This window comes from Paenibacillus sp. S33 (assembly GCF_053615415.1).
This window is the reverse complement of the sequence record NZ_JBSIEZ010000001.1, coordinates 2,145,288-2,161,228: the sequence shown is the minus strand read 5'-3', so window position 1 is coordinate 2,161,228 and position 15,941 is coordinate 2,145,288. Positions and strand designations below refer to the sequence as shown.

Sequence of the window (15,941 nt, the reverse complement as noted above, 5' to 3'; positions counted from 1 at the left end):
TATGTAACAGGATAGGTGTCCTGTTGCAAGAAAAGGAACACTGATGTGTTCCATTTCCGTTTTTTCCATATGCAATTACCGTTCGTTGGTAATTATTGTTTCACTTGAGACATAACTTCTTCGTAGAAGTTGTCTTCTTTTTTCTCCAGACCTTCACCCAGTTCAAAACGAACAAAGCGACGCAGAGAGATGTTTTCGCCAATTGTACTGATTTTTTCGTTGATAAGCGTGGAGATTGTTTTGTCTGGATCTTTGATGAAAGATTGCTCCAACAAGCAGAACTCCTCATAGAACTTACCAATGCGGCCTTCAACCATTTTTTCAACGATTTTCTCTGGTTTACCTTCGTTCAGAGCTTGTGCTTTCAGGATTTCTTTTTCTTTTTCGATTTCTTCCTGTGGCACTTCTTCACGACGAACATAACGAGGGTTCGATGCAGCGATATGCATTGCAATGTCGCGCACAAAATCTCTGAACTGGTCTGTTTTAGCTACGAAGTCTGTTTCGCAGTTTACTTCTACCAGTACGCCGATACGGCCGCCAGCATGAATGTAGGATTCAACAACACCTTCAGTAGCAATACGACCTGCTTTGTTGGCTGCAGCTGCAAGTCCTTTTTCGCGCAGAACTTCAACCGCTTTTGTCAAATCACCGTTTGCTTCTTCAAGCGCTTTTTTACAATCCAGCATTCCTGCGCCTGTTTTTTCACGAAGCTCTTTTACTGCGCTAGCATTAACTGCCATATTATTTCCCTCCAAATTTGATTTTCAGTGGTATACCGTGCTTTATTCCTTAAAAAAAGGGTAGTGAGAGGTTATACACCTGCCAACCACCCTTTTCATTTAATTCATATAGGTATTTCCTAATGGAAATATTATGCTGTAGTTTCTTCGCCTTGGTTTGCTTCCATAACTGCATCAGCCATTTTACCTGTCAGCAATTTAACAGCGCGGATTGCGTCGTCATTACCCGGGATAACATAGTCGATTTCGTCTGGGTCGCAGTTTGTATCAACGATACCTACGATTGGGATACCCAATTTGCGAGCTTCAGCAACCGCAATACGTTCTTTGCGTGGATCAATGATGAACAGAGCACTCGGAAGGCCCTTCATGTTTTTGATACCGCCCAAGAATTTTTCAAGACGATCTTTTTCTTTGCGAAGAATGATAACTTCTTTTTTAGGAAGAACTGCGAATGTACCGTCTTCTTCCCAAGCTTCCAGTTGTTTCAAACGGTCAATACGTTTTTGAATCGTTTGGAAGTTAGTCAGCGTACCACCCAACCAACGTTGGTTAATGTAGAATTGACCAGCGCGTGCTGCTTCTTCTTTAACGGAATCTTGTGCTTGTTTCTTCGTGCCTACGAACAGAATTGTACCATTCTCAGCTGCAATGCTTTTTACGAAGTTGTAAGCTTCCTCAACCTTTTTCACTGTCTTTTGCAAGTCAATGATGTAAATACCGTTTCTTTCAGTGAAGATATAACGATCCATTTTCGGGTTCCAGCGACGTGTTTGGTGACCAAAGTGAACCCCAGCTTCCAAAAGCTGTTTCATGGAGATTACTGCCATCTTCACGCACCTCCTAAGTTTGGTTTTTTGTGTGTCCTCCGCCGACATCATTTTTCATAAAGACTTTCCATTGGAAAGCACCCTCTATAAAATTAACCGACGTGCGTTTTTAACACCGTCAATTAATATACCATAACACTTGCATCGTTGCAACCAACTTTTCGACAATAGTTGGAACAACGCAAAATGTGACGTTTTACGCCTCTTATCGAACTTGTCAGCATGAATAAAAGCCGTCCACTTCCCGGTCTGGTCAGTTGGACGGCTTTTTCGTAATTTTAGTAATAATAGAACTGAAATCCTCACCTTTAGCAAACTGATAGGTACCCGTACGAATTTTGGTATTGATTTTTTGGGCCTTAGCTGCTGCCTCAAATGCACTAGCATCCGACACAACCCCTGCCCGTTGCAATCCTGATGCCACACTTCTCAAATTGCTTCCCGATGCAATGCTATACTGCACTTGTGGGGTGGCAGGCTGCTTGGGGATGTTGGGAGTCGTTGTAGTGCCAGACCTTTGAGTTTGCGGCTTATTCGGACTTTGTGGAACCGATGCGCTGGTCGAAGGTTTAGAAGCCACCGAGGATGTGCTATTTGCAGGTACCTTTGGTGTTGACGGCGTTTGAGCTGGTTTAGCCTTTTGGGGTGCAACCGGAGTTTTGTTGCCTTCCTTGATCACCTTATTACGCCATTCCTCTTCTGTCATTTTCGGATCAGAACTGTCACTGATCTGAAGATTTAATTCGGCAGCTGCCTTTTCTAATTGCTCTCGCGTCATGTTTTTTGGGTCTGTTGAAGATTGCTGCGATTGTCCCTGACCGATTATTGCCAGTTGCAACAGCAATGCCCCCGTTATAAGGCCCGTACCCATGCCTAGCATAAATGAACGGTTTTTGATCACGTTACATCCTCCCGCTCCGCGAGTTGCAATATAAGCTGTACTTCCCCCCGCTGGATGCCTGATTGCTTGGCTATATAATCCAACGACTTGCCTTGCTCATGCAGCGCAAACAACTCTTGATAACGATCACGGATGGACTCTACTTCCTGCTCAGTTTCAGGGTCTTGCAATACTGTCTGCTCCTCCATAGTTACGAGAGGAGCTTCTGAATCAGAATAGCCTTCCTGTACAGACACTCCAGGTTGCGGACTTTGAAATTGACCGTAAGCAACCGCTGCCTGATGAGAAGTTACTGTATGTTGTATTTCCTTAGATACAGGCTCGGTTTGCATAGAAACAGTAGCAAACATAGCCTGGCGCTCAAGCTCCACGATACGGTTCCGAAGCTCAGCTACTTGCTCCTGTAATGCCGTCTGCTTAACTGTATGCTCCTGCTTCATACCAGATACGAGCTCAATCAGCTCGTCATTGTCGTTTTCAATATCGGCCATATACTGCTCCAATGTGGCCTCGACCTTTTGAACGACGGCCTCTTCTGTTCCCCGGCCTGGCTGACGCTTAGGCAGAAGCCAGGCGTAGACAACAGCTGCAGCGCCCAGCAGAACAATATAAATCCATGGTTGATCCACTGCCCATCGTCTCCTTTAATAACGCTTCTCCACCTGTCGGATCAGAGCGAAAAATCGATATGGTGTCCCTTGTACGGATGCTCTGCCGGATGCTCCTTAGGCACCTCAGTCTCACCTGATTGGGAGCGGCTGTGCTGGGAAGAATCTCTGCTCTGTCCTCCCATTTGCCGCTCACCGACGAATGTTTCTGCAGACTGATCTATGGCACTGCTTCGCTGACGCATGTTCTCCGTCTCCAGCGCGGCCTTTTGTCCAAGCAATGCTTGATCATTCATCGGCCGCTGCTGGGACTCACTTTGGTATTTTCCTGCTTCGCTGGTGCGAGGTACGGCAATTTGCAATTCAACAGCCTTCAAGCTCATTGGACCACACCCTTTCCGATTGGGCATCCGTATCTGTCTTCCAAGGAATACAATGTTGAATGTTGTTTATCAGTGTGCCGAATTACACGTAGGAGGACATGCTGATGTCTCCTTCATGATAATAAAACGCAATTCTTTCCACTGAATCTTTAATAAATTTTGTATATCTGCCGATAACTATTTTAGAGCCACCGTAAATCACATTTTTCACTTCTACCCGTGCCCGGCTTGTATCCTCTAATGTTCGTTCAATTTCAAGCATTCTGGACTTGGTTTCCAAAAGCTCCTGTTCATTAGATTTTTTAGTAGACGTCAGCTTGATTCGCATAGCCATTCTTTCAGGTGCAAGCTGTCCGGCGGCAGCAAGCTGATCCAATATGGTAAGGGCCTTATTCGTTTTATCCTGGCTGTCTGTCTGCTGCTTCAAACGTGCGCGGAGTTCTGTCAGTTCATCGCGCAGTTCAGGAAGCACACCCACTTCGATAACAGTAGCTGTGGACATCGTATTACCGATCGTACGAGCTACTACCTTTTTACCAGCTTGTACACTGCCACCTACGATAAGCCCTTTGGTCCCCTCGCAGAGTACATTTACACTCGCTTTAATCTGTGAATGCATGATGCTCTGGGATACAAGTATATCGCCTCCCGCAATCACGTTACCATCTTGTATAAATGAGCATTTGACATTTTGTGCAGCTTTCACGAACCCCTTATGGTATCCGATAATACCGCCACTGATTTCCACTGAACCTTCCGCCTCAATTTCAGCGCCTTCCACACCACCGATGACACGAATGTCGCCAGCCGCCCGAACGCGAAACCCTGTCAAGACATTCCCACGAATGACGACGGTTCCAACAAAATCAATGTTACCGACACTATAATCGACGTCCCCGTTCACTTCATATACGGGGAACACATTAAGCTTGCCCTTTTCAGTCGTAGTCACCAGTCCGTCAATAGCCGCATACATGGCAACACCTTCAGGATGGATCACTACATTTTTTCCAACTTTAAAACGCGCCTCTCTTCCTGGAAGAAAAGGAATTTCCTCTCCGGTTACAGCAATCCCCGGTACACCCGGCACAGGATCAACTCGTTCGGCAATCAGTTGTCCACGTTTTACATTTCTTAAACGAGTTAGTTCTTTATAATCCACCCGACCATCTACGGTTTCAAGTGGCTTATGTGCATCTTCGCCAGTCACAATATCAGCCAAATTAATTTTTCCGTCTTTGCCATGGATCGGCTGCTTTCCCTGAGCAATCAGTAATTTTCCGAAGAAATGATCTTCCGGATTTGCCGCAAATACGCGAATCGCATCGGTCATTAAACCGTAGGATATTTTTTGGTTGCTTAGAAAACGCTCTAATTCTTCCACAGAACAGGCAAAACCTTCTTCACGTTTGGCAAACTCCAAGTAGGCTGTTTGTTTGTCAGGTGAGACAACCACTTTTAAATACTGGTCCAAAGCATATTGCTTCTCCACAAGGGTGCTCCTTCCGTCTAACTGTTACTGTAACCTCCCGTACGTTAATCTTTACGCATTAGCAAATCCCGTTGTTTGTCCAATGTCGCTCTTAGACGTAATATTGCTTTGGAATGCAACTGTGAAATTCGCGATGGAGATAGCGACATGACCTCAGCGATTTCGCTGAGTGACAAATCCTCGTAATACAATAAAGAAACAACGATACGTTCTTTTTCAGTCAATTTATCAATGCCTTGTGCAAGGGCATCACGAAGTGTAAATTCATTGACCTTATGATCCGGATTTTTCGCCTTCTCGTCCACCAAAAGGGAAAGCCGTGTTTCCGATTCCTCTTCGCGGATCGGGTCCTCCAGTGAGACAATCGACATAACAGCGACTTCCTGGATCATACTTTGAAACTCTTTTTCAGAAACGTCCAAATAATGGCTCATCTCTTCGTCGCTTACCGTACGTAAATATCTTTGTTCCAAATGCTGGTAGGCATCCTCGATTTTTTTTGCTTTTTCCCTAACTGAACGAGGAACCCAATCCCCTTGACGAAGACCATCCAAAATCGCTCCGCGAACACGCCAAGAAGCATAAGTCTCAAACTGCAAACCACGCTCATAGTCAAATTTCTCTAAAGCGTCAATCAAACCCATAACGCCGTTACTCGCCAGATCATCCTTGGATACATTTTTGGGCAAGCCTACTGCAAGGCGGCCCGAAACATATTCCACAATATGGAGATACTTTTCAATTAACTGTTTCTTTGCTTCCTTGTCACCGTGTTCTTTCCATTGCTCCCATAGTTCGGAATGGTTTAAATGAGCGGCTTTACGCTCGTTCATCGGCTTCACCCTCCTTATTTGTCTGTCAGGTGACGAACGGCCTTGGCCAATTCTTCAGGGTCCTTGTTGGAAACCAGCTTAGGTGGGTTTAAAGGCGCGAAACCATTGTTCCCTTCGTCCGTCTGCTCTGGTTTCGGTTTCAGCAATTCATTCAGGTTTTCATTCTCGTCTGGTGTCGTCAGGTCCAGATTCCCCCCTACGCCATCTACCTGAGAGCTTGCCCGGCTTTGGGCATTCCCCAGATCTGGCCGCGCTACAACACCTAGTGTCCAGCGCAGCACAAATGCAAGTAGGAACCAAAAAACGAAGGCGATCAAGCCACGAATTAAGCTCGTGGTCAGCAGATTGCTGCCAACGGACAACACAAAAGTCAGAATAAATCCGACTACTCCAGACCAAAGATTAATGCGTAAGCTGCCAAATAACATGTTTATAATTCCTTTACACCTTTTTGTACGCTTCGAATATTCAAAACGCCAGTTTCAGAGTCCAACTCAATCGTTCGTCCATAATTGCCGCCTGTGTCCTCCGCAATCAAGGGAATACCCAGATCTACGAGCATCTCTTTGCATGATTCTACATTGCGTGGACCAATGCGCATGGTATCTCCACTACCGGCAAAGGCGAACATCTGCGCTCCCCCTGCCATTTTGGCAATCAGTCTGCGTCGTTCAGCACCCAATTTCAGCATCCGCTCAAATAACTCGGGCAGCGCCGTATCGGCGTATTTAGCAATATTCAGTTGCCCTTCACGTGCAATATCCGAGGATGGTAGCATCACATGTGCCATACCTGCCAGTTTCAAGTGAGGATCGTAGAGAGTCAATCCGACGCAAGAACCAAGTCCTGTCGTGCGAATCGAGTTCGGGTTACTGGTAACATTTAAGTCAGCCATACCGACTTTAATGATGCTTTTATCCTCAATCATCGTTCATCGGGACTCCTAACGACCTAAAGATTTTCCCGAACGATTCTGGATCAGGAATCAGGAAAAATTGACCCTCTATCTGATTCTGCCCTTCCAGAAACGATGTGTCAATCAATAATGCAGCATCTCCCATCTGCCCAAACTGCAACAGTCCATAGCTGAGAATTGCTCCTGCCATGTCCAACGCCAGCGCAGGGACTGTTGGATACATAGATAAACGCGTAAAGTCTGCCAGCGAAGACAAGTATGAGCCTGCTAAAATGTTTCCGATCTCCGACAGGGCTGAGTGCTCCATTTCGTTAAAACTGTCCTCGTCATCTGAAGGAATATTCGCCAAACGGGAAAGTAAGCCTTTTGCCGCCTGAGGCTGCAATATGAAGAATAGATTCCCGGGGGCTTCCCCTTCTACCCTAAAAAATATGGCGACAACAAGTTGCTCATAGCCGCCGACTTTCTCGGCAATTTCCTCAAAGGGCAGCATTTGTACTTTGGGCACACCCATATCGACCGGTTTATTGAGAAGCCGGGAGAGCGCTGTAGCAGCGTTCCCCGAGCCAATGTTGCCGACTTCTTTCAACACATCCAACTTGAAGTCTTCAAGATTTCCGAGATTTTCCATATATTAATCCTCTAAGCCTTCCAGTTGGTTCATCTCGCTACGATTCAGGACTTCAGACAAGTTCAGCATAATCAACAAGCGCTCTTCACCAATCTTAGCAACTCCGCGAAGGTATTTAGCCTTAACTCCGCCAATCACTTCCGGTGGTGTCTCGATATTGTCAGTATTCAGGTCAATAACGTCATTCGCTGAGTCAACGATAAAGCCGACTTGCATTTCACCCACTGCAACGATAATGATGCGAGTTTGATCGGTATATTCAGCTTCAGGTAATCCAAACCGGCCACGAAGATCAATAACCGGAATGACTACGCCTCTCATGTTGAATACGCCTTTAACAAAATCGTAGGTTCTTGGAACCCGTGTAATCGGCACCATGCGTTCAATAGATTGGACTTTTTCTACTTCAACACCGTATTCCTCTTCACCAAGCTTAAATACGATAACTTTAATTTCTTCTCCCATGTCTAAAAAACCTCCTTATTGATGTCAGCAACTTCACATTTCTTTCATTTTTGATGAAGACATTATTTAATGAAAACATTTGGGTCGATGATCAAAGCAACCTGACCGTCACCCAGAATCGTGGCGCCTGAAATTCCTTGGATGTTTGGAAGGTATTTGCCCAGATTTTTAAGGACAATTTCACTTTGTCCCAAAAAGTCCTGTACGGAAAGAGCTGCCAGACGGTCTCCCTTGCGGATGACCACGACCTCTGTCTCTTCTTCTTCATCTTCATTGAAGTCCGGTACCTCGAACAGCTGACTCAAGGAGATGAGCGGGATATGAGAATCGCGGAAAGCAATCATTTTATTGCCATGTACTGAACGAATTTGTGTCCGCTTGACGATCGCAGTCTCCACAATGGAGGACAATGGAATCGCATATTTTTCAGAACCGATCTGTATCATCATGGCTGCAATAATGGATAGGGTCAGCGGCAATTGCACAGAGAAATTAGTGCCTTGGCCCAGTGTAGAGTGAACCGTAACATTGCCACCCAAAGCGGTGATTTTAGATTTAACAACGTCCAAACCGACACCACGTCCTGATACGTCTGAAATGACTGCAGCTGTACTGAAGCCCGGAGCAAACAATACCTGATAGGCTTCCTCGTCGGTCATGACCGCTGCTTGCTCTGCCGTCAAAATCCCTTTAGAAATAGCACTGTTTAGTACCTTATCGCGATTAATACCATTTCCGTCATCTTCAATCTCGATGAATACGTTATTTCCGCTATGGAAAGCACGCAAGTGAACCGTTCCTGTCTCAGGTTTACCAGCTGCAATCCGGTCGGCTACCGACTCAATGCCATGATCCACGGAGTTCCGAAGCAAATGCACCAGAGGATCGCCAATTTCGTCGATAACAGTGCGGTCCATTTCAGTCTCTGCTCCAGTAATAACCAAATCAAGTTTTTTATCCAGCGATTTGGCCAGATCGCGCACCATACGCGGGAAACGATTGAAAACAGTATCTACTGGTACCATCCGCAATTTAAGAACGACGTTTTGCAAATCGCTGCTCACACGACTCATGTGCTCTACTGTTTCTGTCAGTGCTGGATTGGAAGCTTCACTTGCCAACTGCTCTAACCGCACACGGTCAATGAGCAACTCGCTAAATAAGTTCATAAGTACATCCAGGCGTTCAATATCTACGCGAATCGTACGGTTATGCGTAGGCGCAGCTGCCTTAGCTGCTGGCGCTTTACCTGCTGCTGGCTTAGCCACAGAGGCCGCAGCTGGAGACTGCGGCTGGGATGGAGCAGGTGGTTGCACGGCAACAGGTGCTTCCTGCACCGCAGCAGCCTCAGCCAGTCCAGCAGTAACTTCGCTCATTTGTTTAAGCGATTCCTGATCTAGTTGTACCACTGAGACAGTGTCAATTTCAGAGATACCCGCGATTTCCTTTTCCAGCTCCCCAACTTCTTTCTGCGTTATGTAATATAACGAGAAGCTTTGCTCGAATTTCTCCTGCTCAATATCCTGTACCGACGGATAGGCCTTGACGATTTCACCAGAGTTTTCCAGCGTGTTGAACACCATAAAGGCACGTGCCGCTTTCAACTGGCTCTCTGAGCTGATTGTTACCTGTATATAGTGAACACGATGACCTTCAGAAATAGATTGCTCCAGTACAGAATACTGGAACTGATCCAAGACAAGCCCAGCACTATCGTTTTTGTCCACTTTTTTAGATGGAGACTCCTCAGTGGCAGCATTTGTGCCGGACTTTTGGAAATCCCCACTCACGATGGATTGTAGTGAAGATACAATAGAGGAGACATCCGCTTTTCCGTCGCCCCCCTCTGTAATGTGCTGCACCATGGACTCCAAAGCATCCAATCCTTTAAATAAGGTATCGAATATAAATTCATGCATCGCCAGCTTGTTGTTACGTACCAGATCAAGAACGTTTTCCATTTGGTGAGTTAGCGATGCTAGGTCTTCAAATCCCATCGTAGCAGCCATTCCTTTGAGGGTATGGGCAGAACGGAAAATCACCTGAACGATGCCTAGATCGGTTGGATTGCTTTCCAGTTGAAGCATTTTTTCGTTAAGAGATTGCAGATGATCATTCGACTCATCAATAAACATGTTTAAATATTGGTTCATGTCCATTGTGAGACACCTCCTCCATGAGTTACACTCCGATTATTTCACAACTTGTACAAGCTTGGGGGCGATCTCCTGCATTGGCAGAAGGTGACGCACACATTTTAACTCTACTGCTGAGCGGGGCATTCCGTACACTACACAAGTTTCCTCATTTTCAGCAAATGTGGATTGTACCCCAGCATCATAAAGCTTTTTCATCATTTTGGCCCCATCGCTCCCCATTCCAGTGAGCAATACTAGATGCCGCTCCAACGAGGTTAACGAGAGCAACGATTCAAACATCGTATCTACGGAAGGACGGTGACCATTGCGAGCTTCCTCCATCTTCAGTGACACAGTGTATTTACCACCGGCTCCTGGCACAATTCTTAGTTGATATCCCCCTGGAGCAATGTAGGCCGTTCCAGTCTCCAGCGTCATTCCCTGCTCAGCCTCCACAACTCGGAGTGGACTTAACGTGTTCAAGCGTTGTGCCAGCGAACGAGTGAAGTTTGGCGGCATATGCTGAACGATAACGATTGGAGCAGGAAAATCACCAGGAATGCGTTCCAACAGCGTCTTAAGCGCGCGCGGACCGCCCGTAGAACATCCCACCGCCACCAGTTTGCGAAAGCTGGACGTATGCACACCTTTTTTAAGAGAAAATCCTTTAGGTGCGGCAGGAACTGTAGGTGCCGTTACTGGAGGAGTAGCAGCCGCTGGAATAGGAGTAGCTGATGAACTCACCGTCTTACGGGGCTCCGGCTTAACCAGCCCTGCTTTATCCTTACCATGCAGCGATTTGTCAGCGGCCGTATTAGAACTGTTTAGTTTCCCTGGTGTTCGTCCCATCCCCTTGGACAGGTCTTCCTTCTTCTGAACAGTAGGTGCTTGGACTGACTTGCTTGGCTGAGCAGCTGGCTGTTCTATACGCCCCGCCGTAACAGATGTTCCAGACTGTTGTCGTTTCGTTTCCTGCTTGGCTGCTGCCGGGACGGACTTGCTAGCGTCACGCTTCGGCTGAGCTGATACAGCAGGTGAAGGAGCAGCCGGAACAACAGGAGGCTTGTCTGTCGAAGCTTGACTGCCTGCTCGTTTCTCAGTCACCGCCTGTCCTGTAGGCTTTTCCTGTGGCGTTTTTTTCGCTTGTTCCAATGCAGCTTTGCGCTCATTAGCTTCCTTGCGCTCGAGGCGGCTCCGCACTGCTTGCATAGCAGTGTGCATCTGTTCCAGCAACGCCTTGCTCACTTGCTCGATATCTTGCGCATGAGCAATGGAAGGCTTTCTTATAAAATCGAAAGCTCCTGCCTCCAAAGCCATGATGGTCTCCTTCATGCCTTGTTCATTAATGCCTGACAGCATAATAATAGGTAGCGGATGGGCTGCCATAATCAATGGCAATGCTTCAAGACCATTCATTTCAGGCATCTCGACATCCATGGTGACCAAATCGGGCTGCAATTCCTTCACTTTCTCTACAGCCTCTTTGCCATTGGCGGCTGTACCTACGATGTTGAACGACTCATCCCTTACAATTAAATCTGTAATAATTTTGCGCATAAAGGCCGAATCATCTACAACCAGCACCCGGTAAGCACACATGTTAAACACCTCTGTTTCCTCTCATCAAAATCAATGTACAGAACGTCGCAACCATTTTTGCATAAACCCTTTAATTCCAGTCAATGCACCTGATTGCGGAATCTGTGGCATTGCTGCAAAACGGTGTGCCAGATTCAATACATCTCTTGAAGCCGCACATCCCGGAAAAGCAACCATAAAAGGTACTTGCCTTTTGACTGCTTGCATGACATGAGTATCATCACTGATATGCCCAAGCAACGGGATTTCGATCTCCAAAAAGCGTTTCGCAACCAGTGCGATCTTATCGGCAACTTGACGGGCCTCATTATCGTTATCGGCACGATTGACTATAATTTTGAATACCGTATTCTTTTGCAACCCGCTGACGACTTTAATTAGCGCATACGCATCTGTTAAGGACGTCGGTTCCGGTGTGGTTACGACCAGGCATTCGTCAGCTGAAGTGATGAATTTAAGGTTTTCTTTAGATAAACCTGCACCTGTATCAAATAGAATGTAATCCATATCTGCCGCCATTTTTTCTACTTCTTCGGCAAAATAATTCAGATCGTCATCCGATAACGTAAACAATTCGCTTAAGCCCGATCCTCCAGCAATATAAGGCAAACCACCTATACCCGTTTGAATAATTTCATCAATTGATTTCTCACGTTTTAACAGGTGAAGAAGATTGTATTGTGAATTGGCCCCCATTAATACATCAATATTGGCCATACCGATATCAGCATCAAACACAAGTACCTTTCGACCAAGGGATTGCAGAGCCAGAGCAAAATTCAGCGTAAAATTGGATTTGCCCACCCCGCCTTTACCACTGGTGATCGTTATAATTTTGGCTTGACGATTACGTGGGGGCAATCGATATTTATCCAAGGAAGAAGCCATTTGTCTAAGTGATTGGGCTTGGTCACTCATATGGAATCTCCGTTAGCTCCTGATGATGCTTTGGGTCCAAGCAGCATGCTTGTCACCATTTCTGTATCGGGATGAAGCAGGTCGTCAGGAACATTTTGTCCATTGGTAATATAGGCCAGTTGCATCGGAAATTGATGCAAAAGATTAAACATTCCACCGCAGCTACCTGTCTCGTCCATCTTAGTAAATACAACCTTACCAAGACCAAACTTACTGAAATGTCCAGTTATATTGAGCATATCTTTGCTTTTGGATGTCAGGCTGAGTACCAGATATGTCTCACTTTCATTAATAGGCGAAAGCAGACTTTGCAGTTCCGAAACAAGTAATTCATTACGGTAATTTCGTCCTGCGGTATCCATGAGGATCAGGTCACAATGTTCCAGACGTTGAATGGCTCTGTGGACGTCACCGGGAGACTGCACAACTTCAAGCGGTACATTCAAAATCGTAGCATATGTACGCAGTTGTTCGACGGCTGAAATCCGGTACGTGTCAGAAGTAATAAATCCAACTTTGCGATGATGCTTAAACAACTGCTCTGCTGCTAACTTGGCAATGGTTGTCGTTTTCCCTACTCCGGTAGGACCTGCCACATACACAATTTTGGTATCTTTAGAGATCCCTTTGTCCAGTCTTGTCTGAATAAAACTGGCCACTTCCTCACGAAAGGCTTGTTCCCAATCAAAAGTTTCAGGCGCAAAAGGATGCTCACTCCGGCGCATATATACCTGTTCGAGCCAATGCTCCAGTAAATCGCGTTCCACTTCCTGCTCCAGCACACGCTCACAAATCTCTTGCAGCGGCTCCGGCCAAGTACTTTCCAATGAAGAATTTCGGGAAAACCGAGTCATCATAGCCTTCATTTCCCGCAATTCATTAAGCAGAGCCTGATTTTCCTCTGCTCCGCTCTTTTCTGGAACACTTACTTCAATGGGCTGTTTAAACAGTTCACTGGATGATTTCATGTTCGAAAGCAATGCTTCATGATCAAGTGCTTGAGACATAGTCTCCAGATTATTAGCAGGCCTAGATAACAAATGCTCAGTTGCTGAAGCTGCCTGTTCTGCATCATTCGTTAATTCAGCTTGTTCTTCTTTGGAGCCACCCGTCATCTGCGTTACCCGCCGATAAGCTTCTGGAGCAGCTTGTCTGGGAACCACAGGCATAAATGATTTTTCTGGCTGTTCAGGAGCATTCATTGAAGATGAAGCCGCCTGGGCAAGCTCTTGTGAAGATGGTCCAAACCGTCGTGGCTTTTGAGGTTGCTTCTCCTCTACCGCAGCTACCACTTCGATTTTCTTTTTACTGAACATTCCCATGAAACCGCCGACCTTCATTTCCTTTGTACTTAAAATGACGGCGTCTGTTCCTAAGTCACCCCTGATTTGCAGCATAGCTTCTGGCATGGTATCCACTACATATCGTTTCACTCTCATAAGTTCACCACCCCGACACTTTGAATTTCAACGTTCGGCTCTAGCTCACTGTACGACAGCACCGGGACATCCTGCATAGTCCGCTCCATCACTTGCCGCAAATACATCCGAATTGTCGGTGACGTCAACACAATAGGCTGCTGTCCTGATTGAATGAGACGGTTGATTTGCTCCATCATCCTTTGATACACCGTTTGCGTAGACACCGGATCAAGAGCCAAATAGCTACCTTGCTCCGACTGTTGCACGCTTTCAGCAATTTTCTTCTCCAATCCTGGTCCCACTGTAATAACGCGTAACGTCTCCCCTTGTTGGGCAAATTGCTGCGTAATCTGGCGGGACAACGCCTGACGGACATATTCAGTCAGCACGTCGGGATCTTTTGTATAAGTACCGTAGTCAGCTAGCGTTTCGAAAATAGTCACCATATCGCGAATGGAGATTTTTTCTTTCAACAGCTTGGCTAACACTTTTTGTACATCCCCAATCGCAAGCACAGAAGGAATAAGGTCGTCCACCAGCACTGGATAATTCTCTTTGAGATTGTCGACCAGCGACCGTGTTTCCTGTCTGCCAAGCAACTCATGAGCATGTTTCTTGATCGTCTCCGTAAGGTGAGTAGCTACAACTGAAGGTGGATCAACTACGGTATAACCCGATAGTTCCGCAACATCCTTAGTGTTTTCATCAATCCAGAGCGCGGGTAATCCGAAGGCCGGTTCTGTCGTTTCAATCCCTGTAATAGAATCGTCGTCGTATCCCGGACTCATAGCCAGGTAATGATTTAACAGAAGCTCCCCGCCGCCCACGGTATTACCTTTAATTTTAATGACATATTCGTTAGGCTTGAGCTGAATGTTATCCCGAATACGAATGACCGGCACAACCAAACCCAGCTCCAAAGCACATTGACGACGGATCATAATAATCCGATCCAATAAATCCCCGCCCTGCTGTGTATCCGCCAGCGGAATTAACCCGTATCCAAATTCAAATTCAATTGGATCTACCTGAAGCAGATTAATGACACTTTCTGGACTACGGACTTCTTCAATTTGTTGCTCCTCTTCCAGCTGTTCATCGGCTATCTGCTTGCGTTCCATATTGCCCTGCATTCTTCGAGCCGCGAAAAACAGCAGAATCGCCAGTGGAAGAGTTGTAATGATATGAATAGGCGTGAAGAGACCCAATAATGCAATTGTGGCAGCCACAATATAGATCAATTTTGGATAAGAAAAGAGCTGTCCAGTTAAATCCTCTGCCAAGTTGCCATCCGACGTAGCCCGTGTAACAATTAAGCCTGACGCCGTGGATATGAGCAGTGCAGGAATCTGGCTGACCAGTCCGTCACCAATGGTGAGTACAGAATAAGTCGACAGCGCCTCTTGAAATCCTTTTCCCTGAACGGCCATACCGATAATAAAGCCGCCGACCAAGTTAATGATCAAAATGATAATACTAGCAATGGCATCACCTTTAACGAATTTACTCGCACCATCCATCGCTCCGTAAAAATCAGCTTCCCGTTCGATTTTACTGCGTCGTTCACGGGCTTGCTGCTCATTGATCAAACCTGCATTCAGATCAGCATCAATACTCATTTGTTTACCCGGCATCGCATCCAATGTAAACCGTGCGCCTACCTCAGCAACCCGCTCAGATCCCTTGGTGATAACAATGAACTGTACGACCACGAGAATGAGAAAGACAACAAAACCGACGGCAATTTGCCCTCCTGCAATCCAACTACCAAACGTAGCAACTACTTCCCCTGCATGTCCCTCACCTAAAATAAGTTTGGTTGTAGAGATATTAAGTGCCAAACGAAACAACGTTGTAATGAGCAGCAATGAAGGGAAAATAGAAAACTGTAAAGCTTCCTTCGTATTCATAGAAACGAGTAGAATCATCAAAGCAATAGAAATATTAATGACGAGTAGGATATCCAGCAGCCATGATGGGATCGGGAGAATCATCATAAGAACGATACCGATGACGCCTGCAAGGACAGTTATTTCTTTTATTTTCACGGGTCTCTAGCCCTC

The 15,941-nt window shown here is 46.1% G+C and carries 16 protein-coding genes; all 16 read right to left on the bottom strand.

What is annotated here, in order from left to right; genetic code table 11:
• Positions 1-92 precede the first annotated feature (92 nt).
• The 16 genes from tsf to flhA all read right to left on the bottom strand — a co-directional run bounded on the left by tsf (position 93) and on the right by flhA (position 15,926).
• Positions 93-743 carry a translation elongation factor Ts gene (gene tsf / locus ACWGXJ_RS10270; RefSeq protein ID WP_013309917.1) on the bottom strand — a complete coding sequence of 217 codons (651 nt, stop codon included), beginning with the start codon at positions 741-743 and terminating at the stop codon, positions 93-95.
• A 131-nt stretch (positions 744-874) separates the two neighbouring features.
• Positions 875-1,573 carry a 30S ribosomal protein S2 gene (rpsB, locus tag ACWGXJ_RS10265; protein ID WP_013309916.1) on the bottom strand — a complete coding sequence of 233 codons (699 nt, stop codon included), beginning with the start codon at positions 1,571-1,573 and terminating at the stop codon, positions 875-877.
• A 253-nt stretch (positions 1,574-1,826) separates the two neighbouring features.
• Complete coding sequence (locus tag ACWGXJ_RS10260) at positions 1,827-2,474, bottom strand: endolytic transglycosylase MltG (protein WP_452566676.1); 648 nt, start codon at positions 2,472-2,474, stop codon at positions 1,827-1,829.
• Positions 2,471-3,103 carry a hypothetical protein gene (locus ACWGXJ_RS10255; RefSeq protein ID WP_452566675.1) on the bottom strand — a complete coding sequence of 211 codons (633 nt, stop codon included), beginning with the start codon at positions 3,101-3,103 and terminating at the stop codon, positions 2,471-2,473. Before ACWGXJ_RS10255 ends, ACWGXJ_RS10260 begins: the two co-directional genes overlap by 4 nt.
• A gap of 41 nt (positions 3,104-3,144) precedes the next feature.
• Positions 3,145-3,465 (bottom strand): hypothetical protein, encoded by a 321-nt coding sequence (locus ACWGXJ_RS10250; RefSeq protein WP_452566674.1) that lies wholly within the window; start codon positions 3,463-3,465, stop codon positions 3,145-3,147.
• An 82-nt stretch (positions 3,466-3,547) separates the two neighbouring features.
• On the bottom strand, positions 3,548-4,957 hold the full coding sequence (locus ACWGXJ_RS10245) for a DUF342 domain-containing protein (protein ID WP_452566673.1): 1,410 nt from the start codon (positions 4,955-4,957) through the stop codon (positions 3,548-3,550).
• A gap of 44 nt (positions 4,958-5,001) precedes the next feature.
• Entirely contained in the window at positions 5,002-5,790 is a 789-nt protein-coding gene (locus tag ACWGXJ_RS10240) for a FliA/WhiG family RNA polymerase sigma factor (RefSeq protein WP_016820968.1), read from the bottom strand.
• 14 nt (positions 5,791-5,804) lie between these two features.
• Positions 5,805-6,218 (bottom strand): hypothetical protein, encoded by a 414-nt coding sequence (locus ACWGXJ_RS10235; RefSeq protein ID WP_025722357.1) that lies wholly within the window; start codon positions 6,216-6,218, stop codon positions 5,805-5,807.
• Positions 6,219-6,220: 2 nt separating this feature from the next.
• Positions 6,221-6,718, bottom strand: coding sequence for a chemotaxis protein CheD (locus ACWGXJ_RS10230; RefSeq protein WP_010346358.1), 498 nt, complete (start codon positions 6,716-6,718; stop codon positions 6,221-6,223).
• Entirely contained in the window at positions 6,711-7,337 is a 627-nt protein-coding gene (locus ACWGXJ_RS10225) for a chemotaxis protein CheC (protein ID WP_061829449.1), read from the bottom strand. The genes ACWGXJ_RS10230 and ACWGXJ_RS10225 overlap by 8 nt, the downstream gene beginning before the upstream one ends.
• Before the next feature lie 3 nt (positions 7,338-7,340).
• Positions 7,341-7,802 (bottom strand): chemotaxis protein CheW, encoded by a 462-nt coding sequence (locus tag ACWGXJ_RS10220; protein WP_007430046.1) that lies wholly within the window; start codon positions 7,800-7,802, stop codon positions 7,341-7,343.
• 62 nt (positions 7,803-7,864) lie between these two features.
• Positions 7,865-9,961 (bottom strand): chemotaxis protein CheA, encoded by a 2,097-nt coding sequence (locus tag ACWGXJ_RS10215; RefSeq protein WP_061829450.1) that lies wholly within the window; start codon positions 9,959-9,961, stop codon positions 7,865-7,867.
• A 33-nt stretch (positions 9,962-9,994) separates the two neighbouring features.
• Positions 9,995-11,539 carry a chemotaxis protein CheB gene (locus ACWGXJ_RS10210; protein ID WP_452567888.1) on the bottom strand — a complete coding sequence of 515 codons (1,545 nt, stop codon included), beginning with the start codon at positions 11,537-11,539 and terminating at the stop codon, positions 9,995-9,997.
• A 30-nt stretch (positions 11,540-11,569) separates the two neighbouring features.
• Positions 11,570-12,457, bottom strand: a complete 888-nt coding sequence (locus ACWGXJ_RS10205; RefSeq protein ID WP_452566672.1) for a MinD/ParA family protein — start codon at positions 12,455-12,457, stop codon at positions 11,570-11,572.
• Positions 12,454-13,896 carry a flagellar biosynthesis protein FlhF gene (flhF, locus tag ACWGXJ_RS10200; protein ID WP_452566671.1) on the bottom strand — a complete coding sequence of 481 codons (1,443 nt, stop codon included), beginning with the start codon at positions 13,894-13,896 and terminating at the stop codon, positions 12,454-12,456. Before flhF ends, ACWGXJ_RS10205 begins: the two co-directional genes overlap by 4 nt.
• Complete coding sequence (gene flhA, locus ACWGXJ_RS10195) at positions 13,893-15,926, bottom strand: flagellar biosynthesis protein FlhA (protein WP_016820963.1); 2,034 nt, start codon at positions 15,924-15,926, stop codon at positions 13,893-13,895. Before flhA ends, flhF begins: the two co-directional genes overlap by 4 nt.
• Positions 15,927-15,941 lie beyond the last annotated feature (15 nt).

What these genes read in the sequence shown, in the direction of transcription:
- tsf (WP_013309917.1), bottom strand. Translation starts at nt 743, where the DNA reads ATGGCAGTTAATGCTAGCGCAGTAAAAGAGCTTCGTGAAAAAACAGGC.
- rpsB (WP_013309916.1), bottom strand. Translation starts at nt 1,573, where the DNA reads ATGGCAGTAATCTCCATGAAACAGCTTTTGGAAGCTGGGGTTCACTTT.
- ACWGXJ_RS10250 (WP_452566674.1), bottom strand. Translation starts at nt 3,465, where the DNA reads ATGAGCTTGAAGGCTGTTGAATTGCAAATTGCCGTACCTCGCACCAGC.
- ACWGXJ_RS10240 (WP_016820968.1), bottom strand. Translation starts at nt 5,790, where the DNA reads ATGAACGAGCGTAAAGCCGCTCATTTAAACCATTCCGAACTATGGGAG.
- ACWGXJ_RS10235 (WP_025722357.1), bottom strand. Translation starts at nt 6,218, where the DNA reads ATGTTATTTGGCAGCTTACGCATTAATCTTTGGTCTGGAGTAGTCGGA.
- ACWGXJ_RS10230 (WP_010346358.1), bottom strand. Translation starts at nt 6,718, where the DNA reads ATGATTGAGGATAAAAGCATCATTAAAGTCGGTATGGCTGACTTAAAT.
- ACWGXJ_RS10225 (WP_061829449.1), bottom strand. Translation starts at nt 7,337, where the DNA reads ATGGAAAATCTCGGAAATCTTGAAGACTTCAAGTTGGATGTGTTGAAA.
- ACWGXJ_RS10220 (WP_007430046.1), bottom strand. Translation starts at nt 7,802, where the DNA reads ATGGGAGAAGAAATTAAAGTTATCGTATTTAAGCTTGGTGAAGAGGAA.
- ACWGXJ_RS10215 (WP_061829450.1), bottom strand. Translation starts at nt 9,961, where the DNA reads ATGGACATGAACCAATATTTAAACATGTTTATTGATGAGTCGAATGAT.
- ACWGXJ_RS10210 (WP_452567888.1), bottom strand. Translation starts at nt 11,539, where the DNA reads ATGTGTGCTTACCGGGTGCTGGTTGTAGATGATTCGGCCTTTATGCGC.
- ACWGXJ_RS10205 (WP_452566672.1), bottom strand. Translation starts at nt 12,457, where the DNA reads ATGAGTGACCAAGCCCAATCACTTAGACAAATGGCTTCTTCCTTGGAT.
- flhF (WP_452566671.1), bottom strand. Translation starts at nt 13,896, where the DNA reads ATGAGAGTGAAACGATATGTAGTGGATACCATGCCAGAAGCTATGCTG.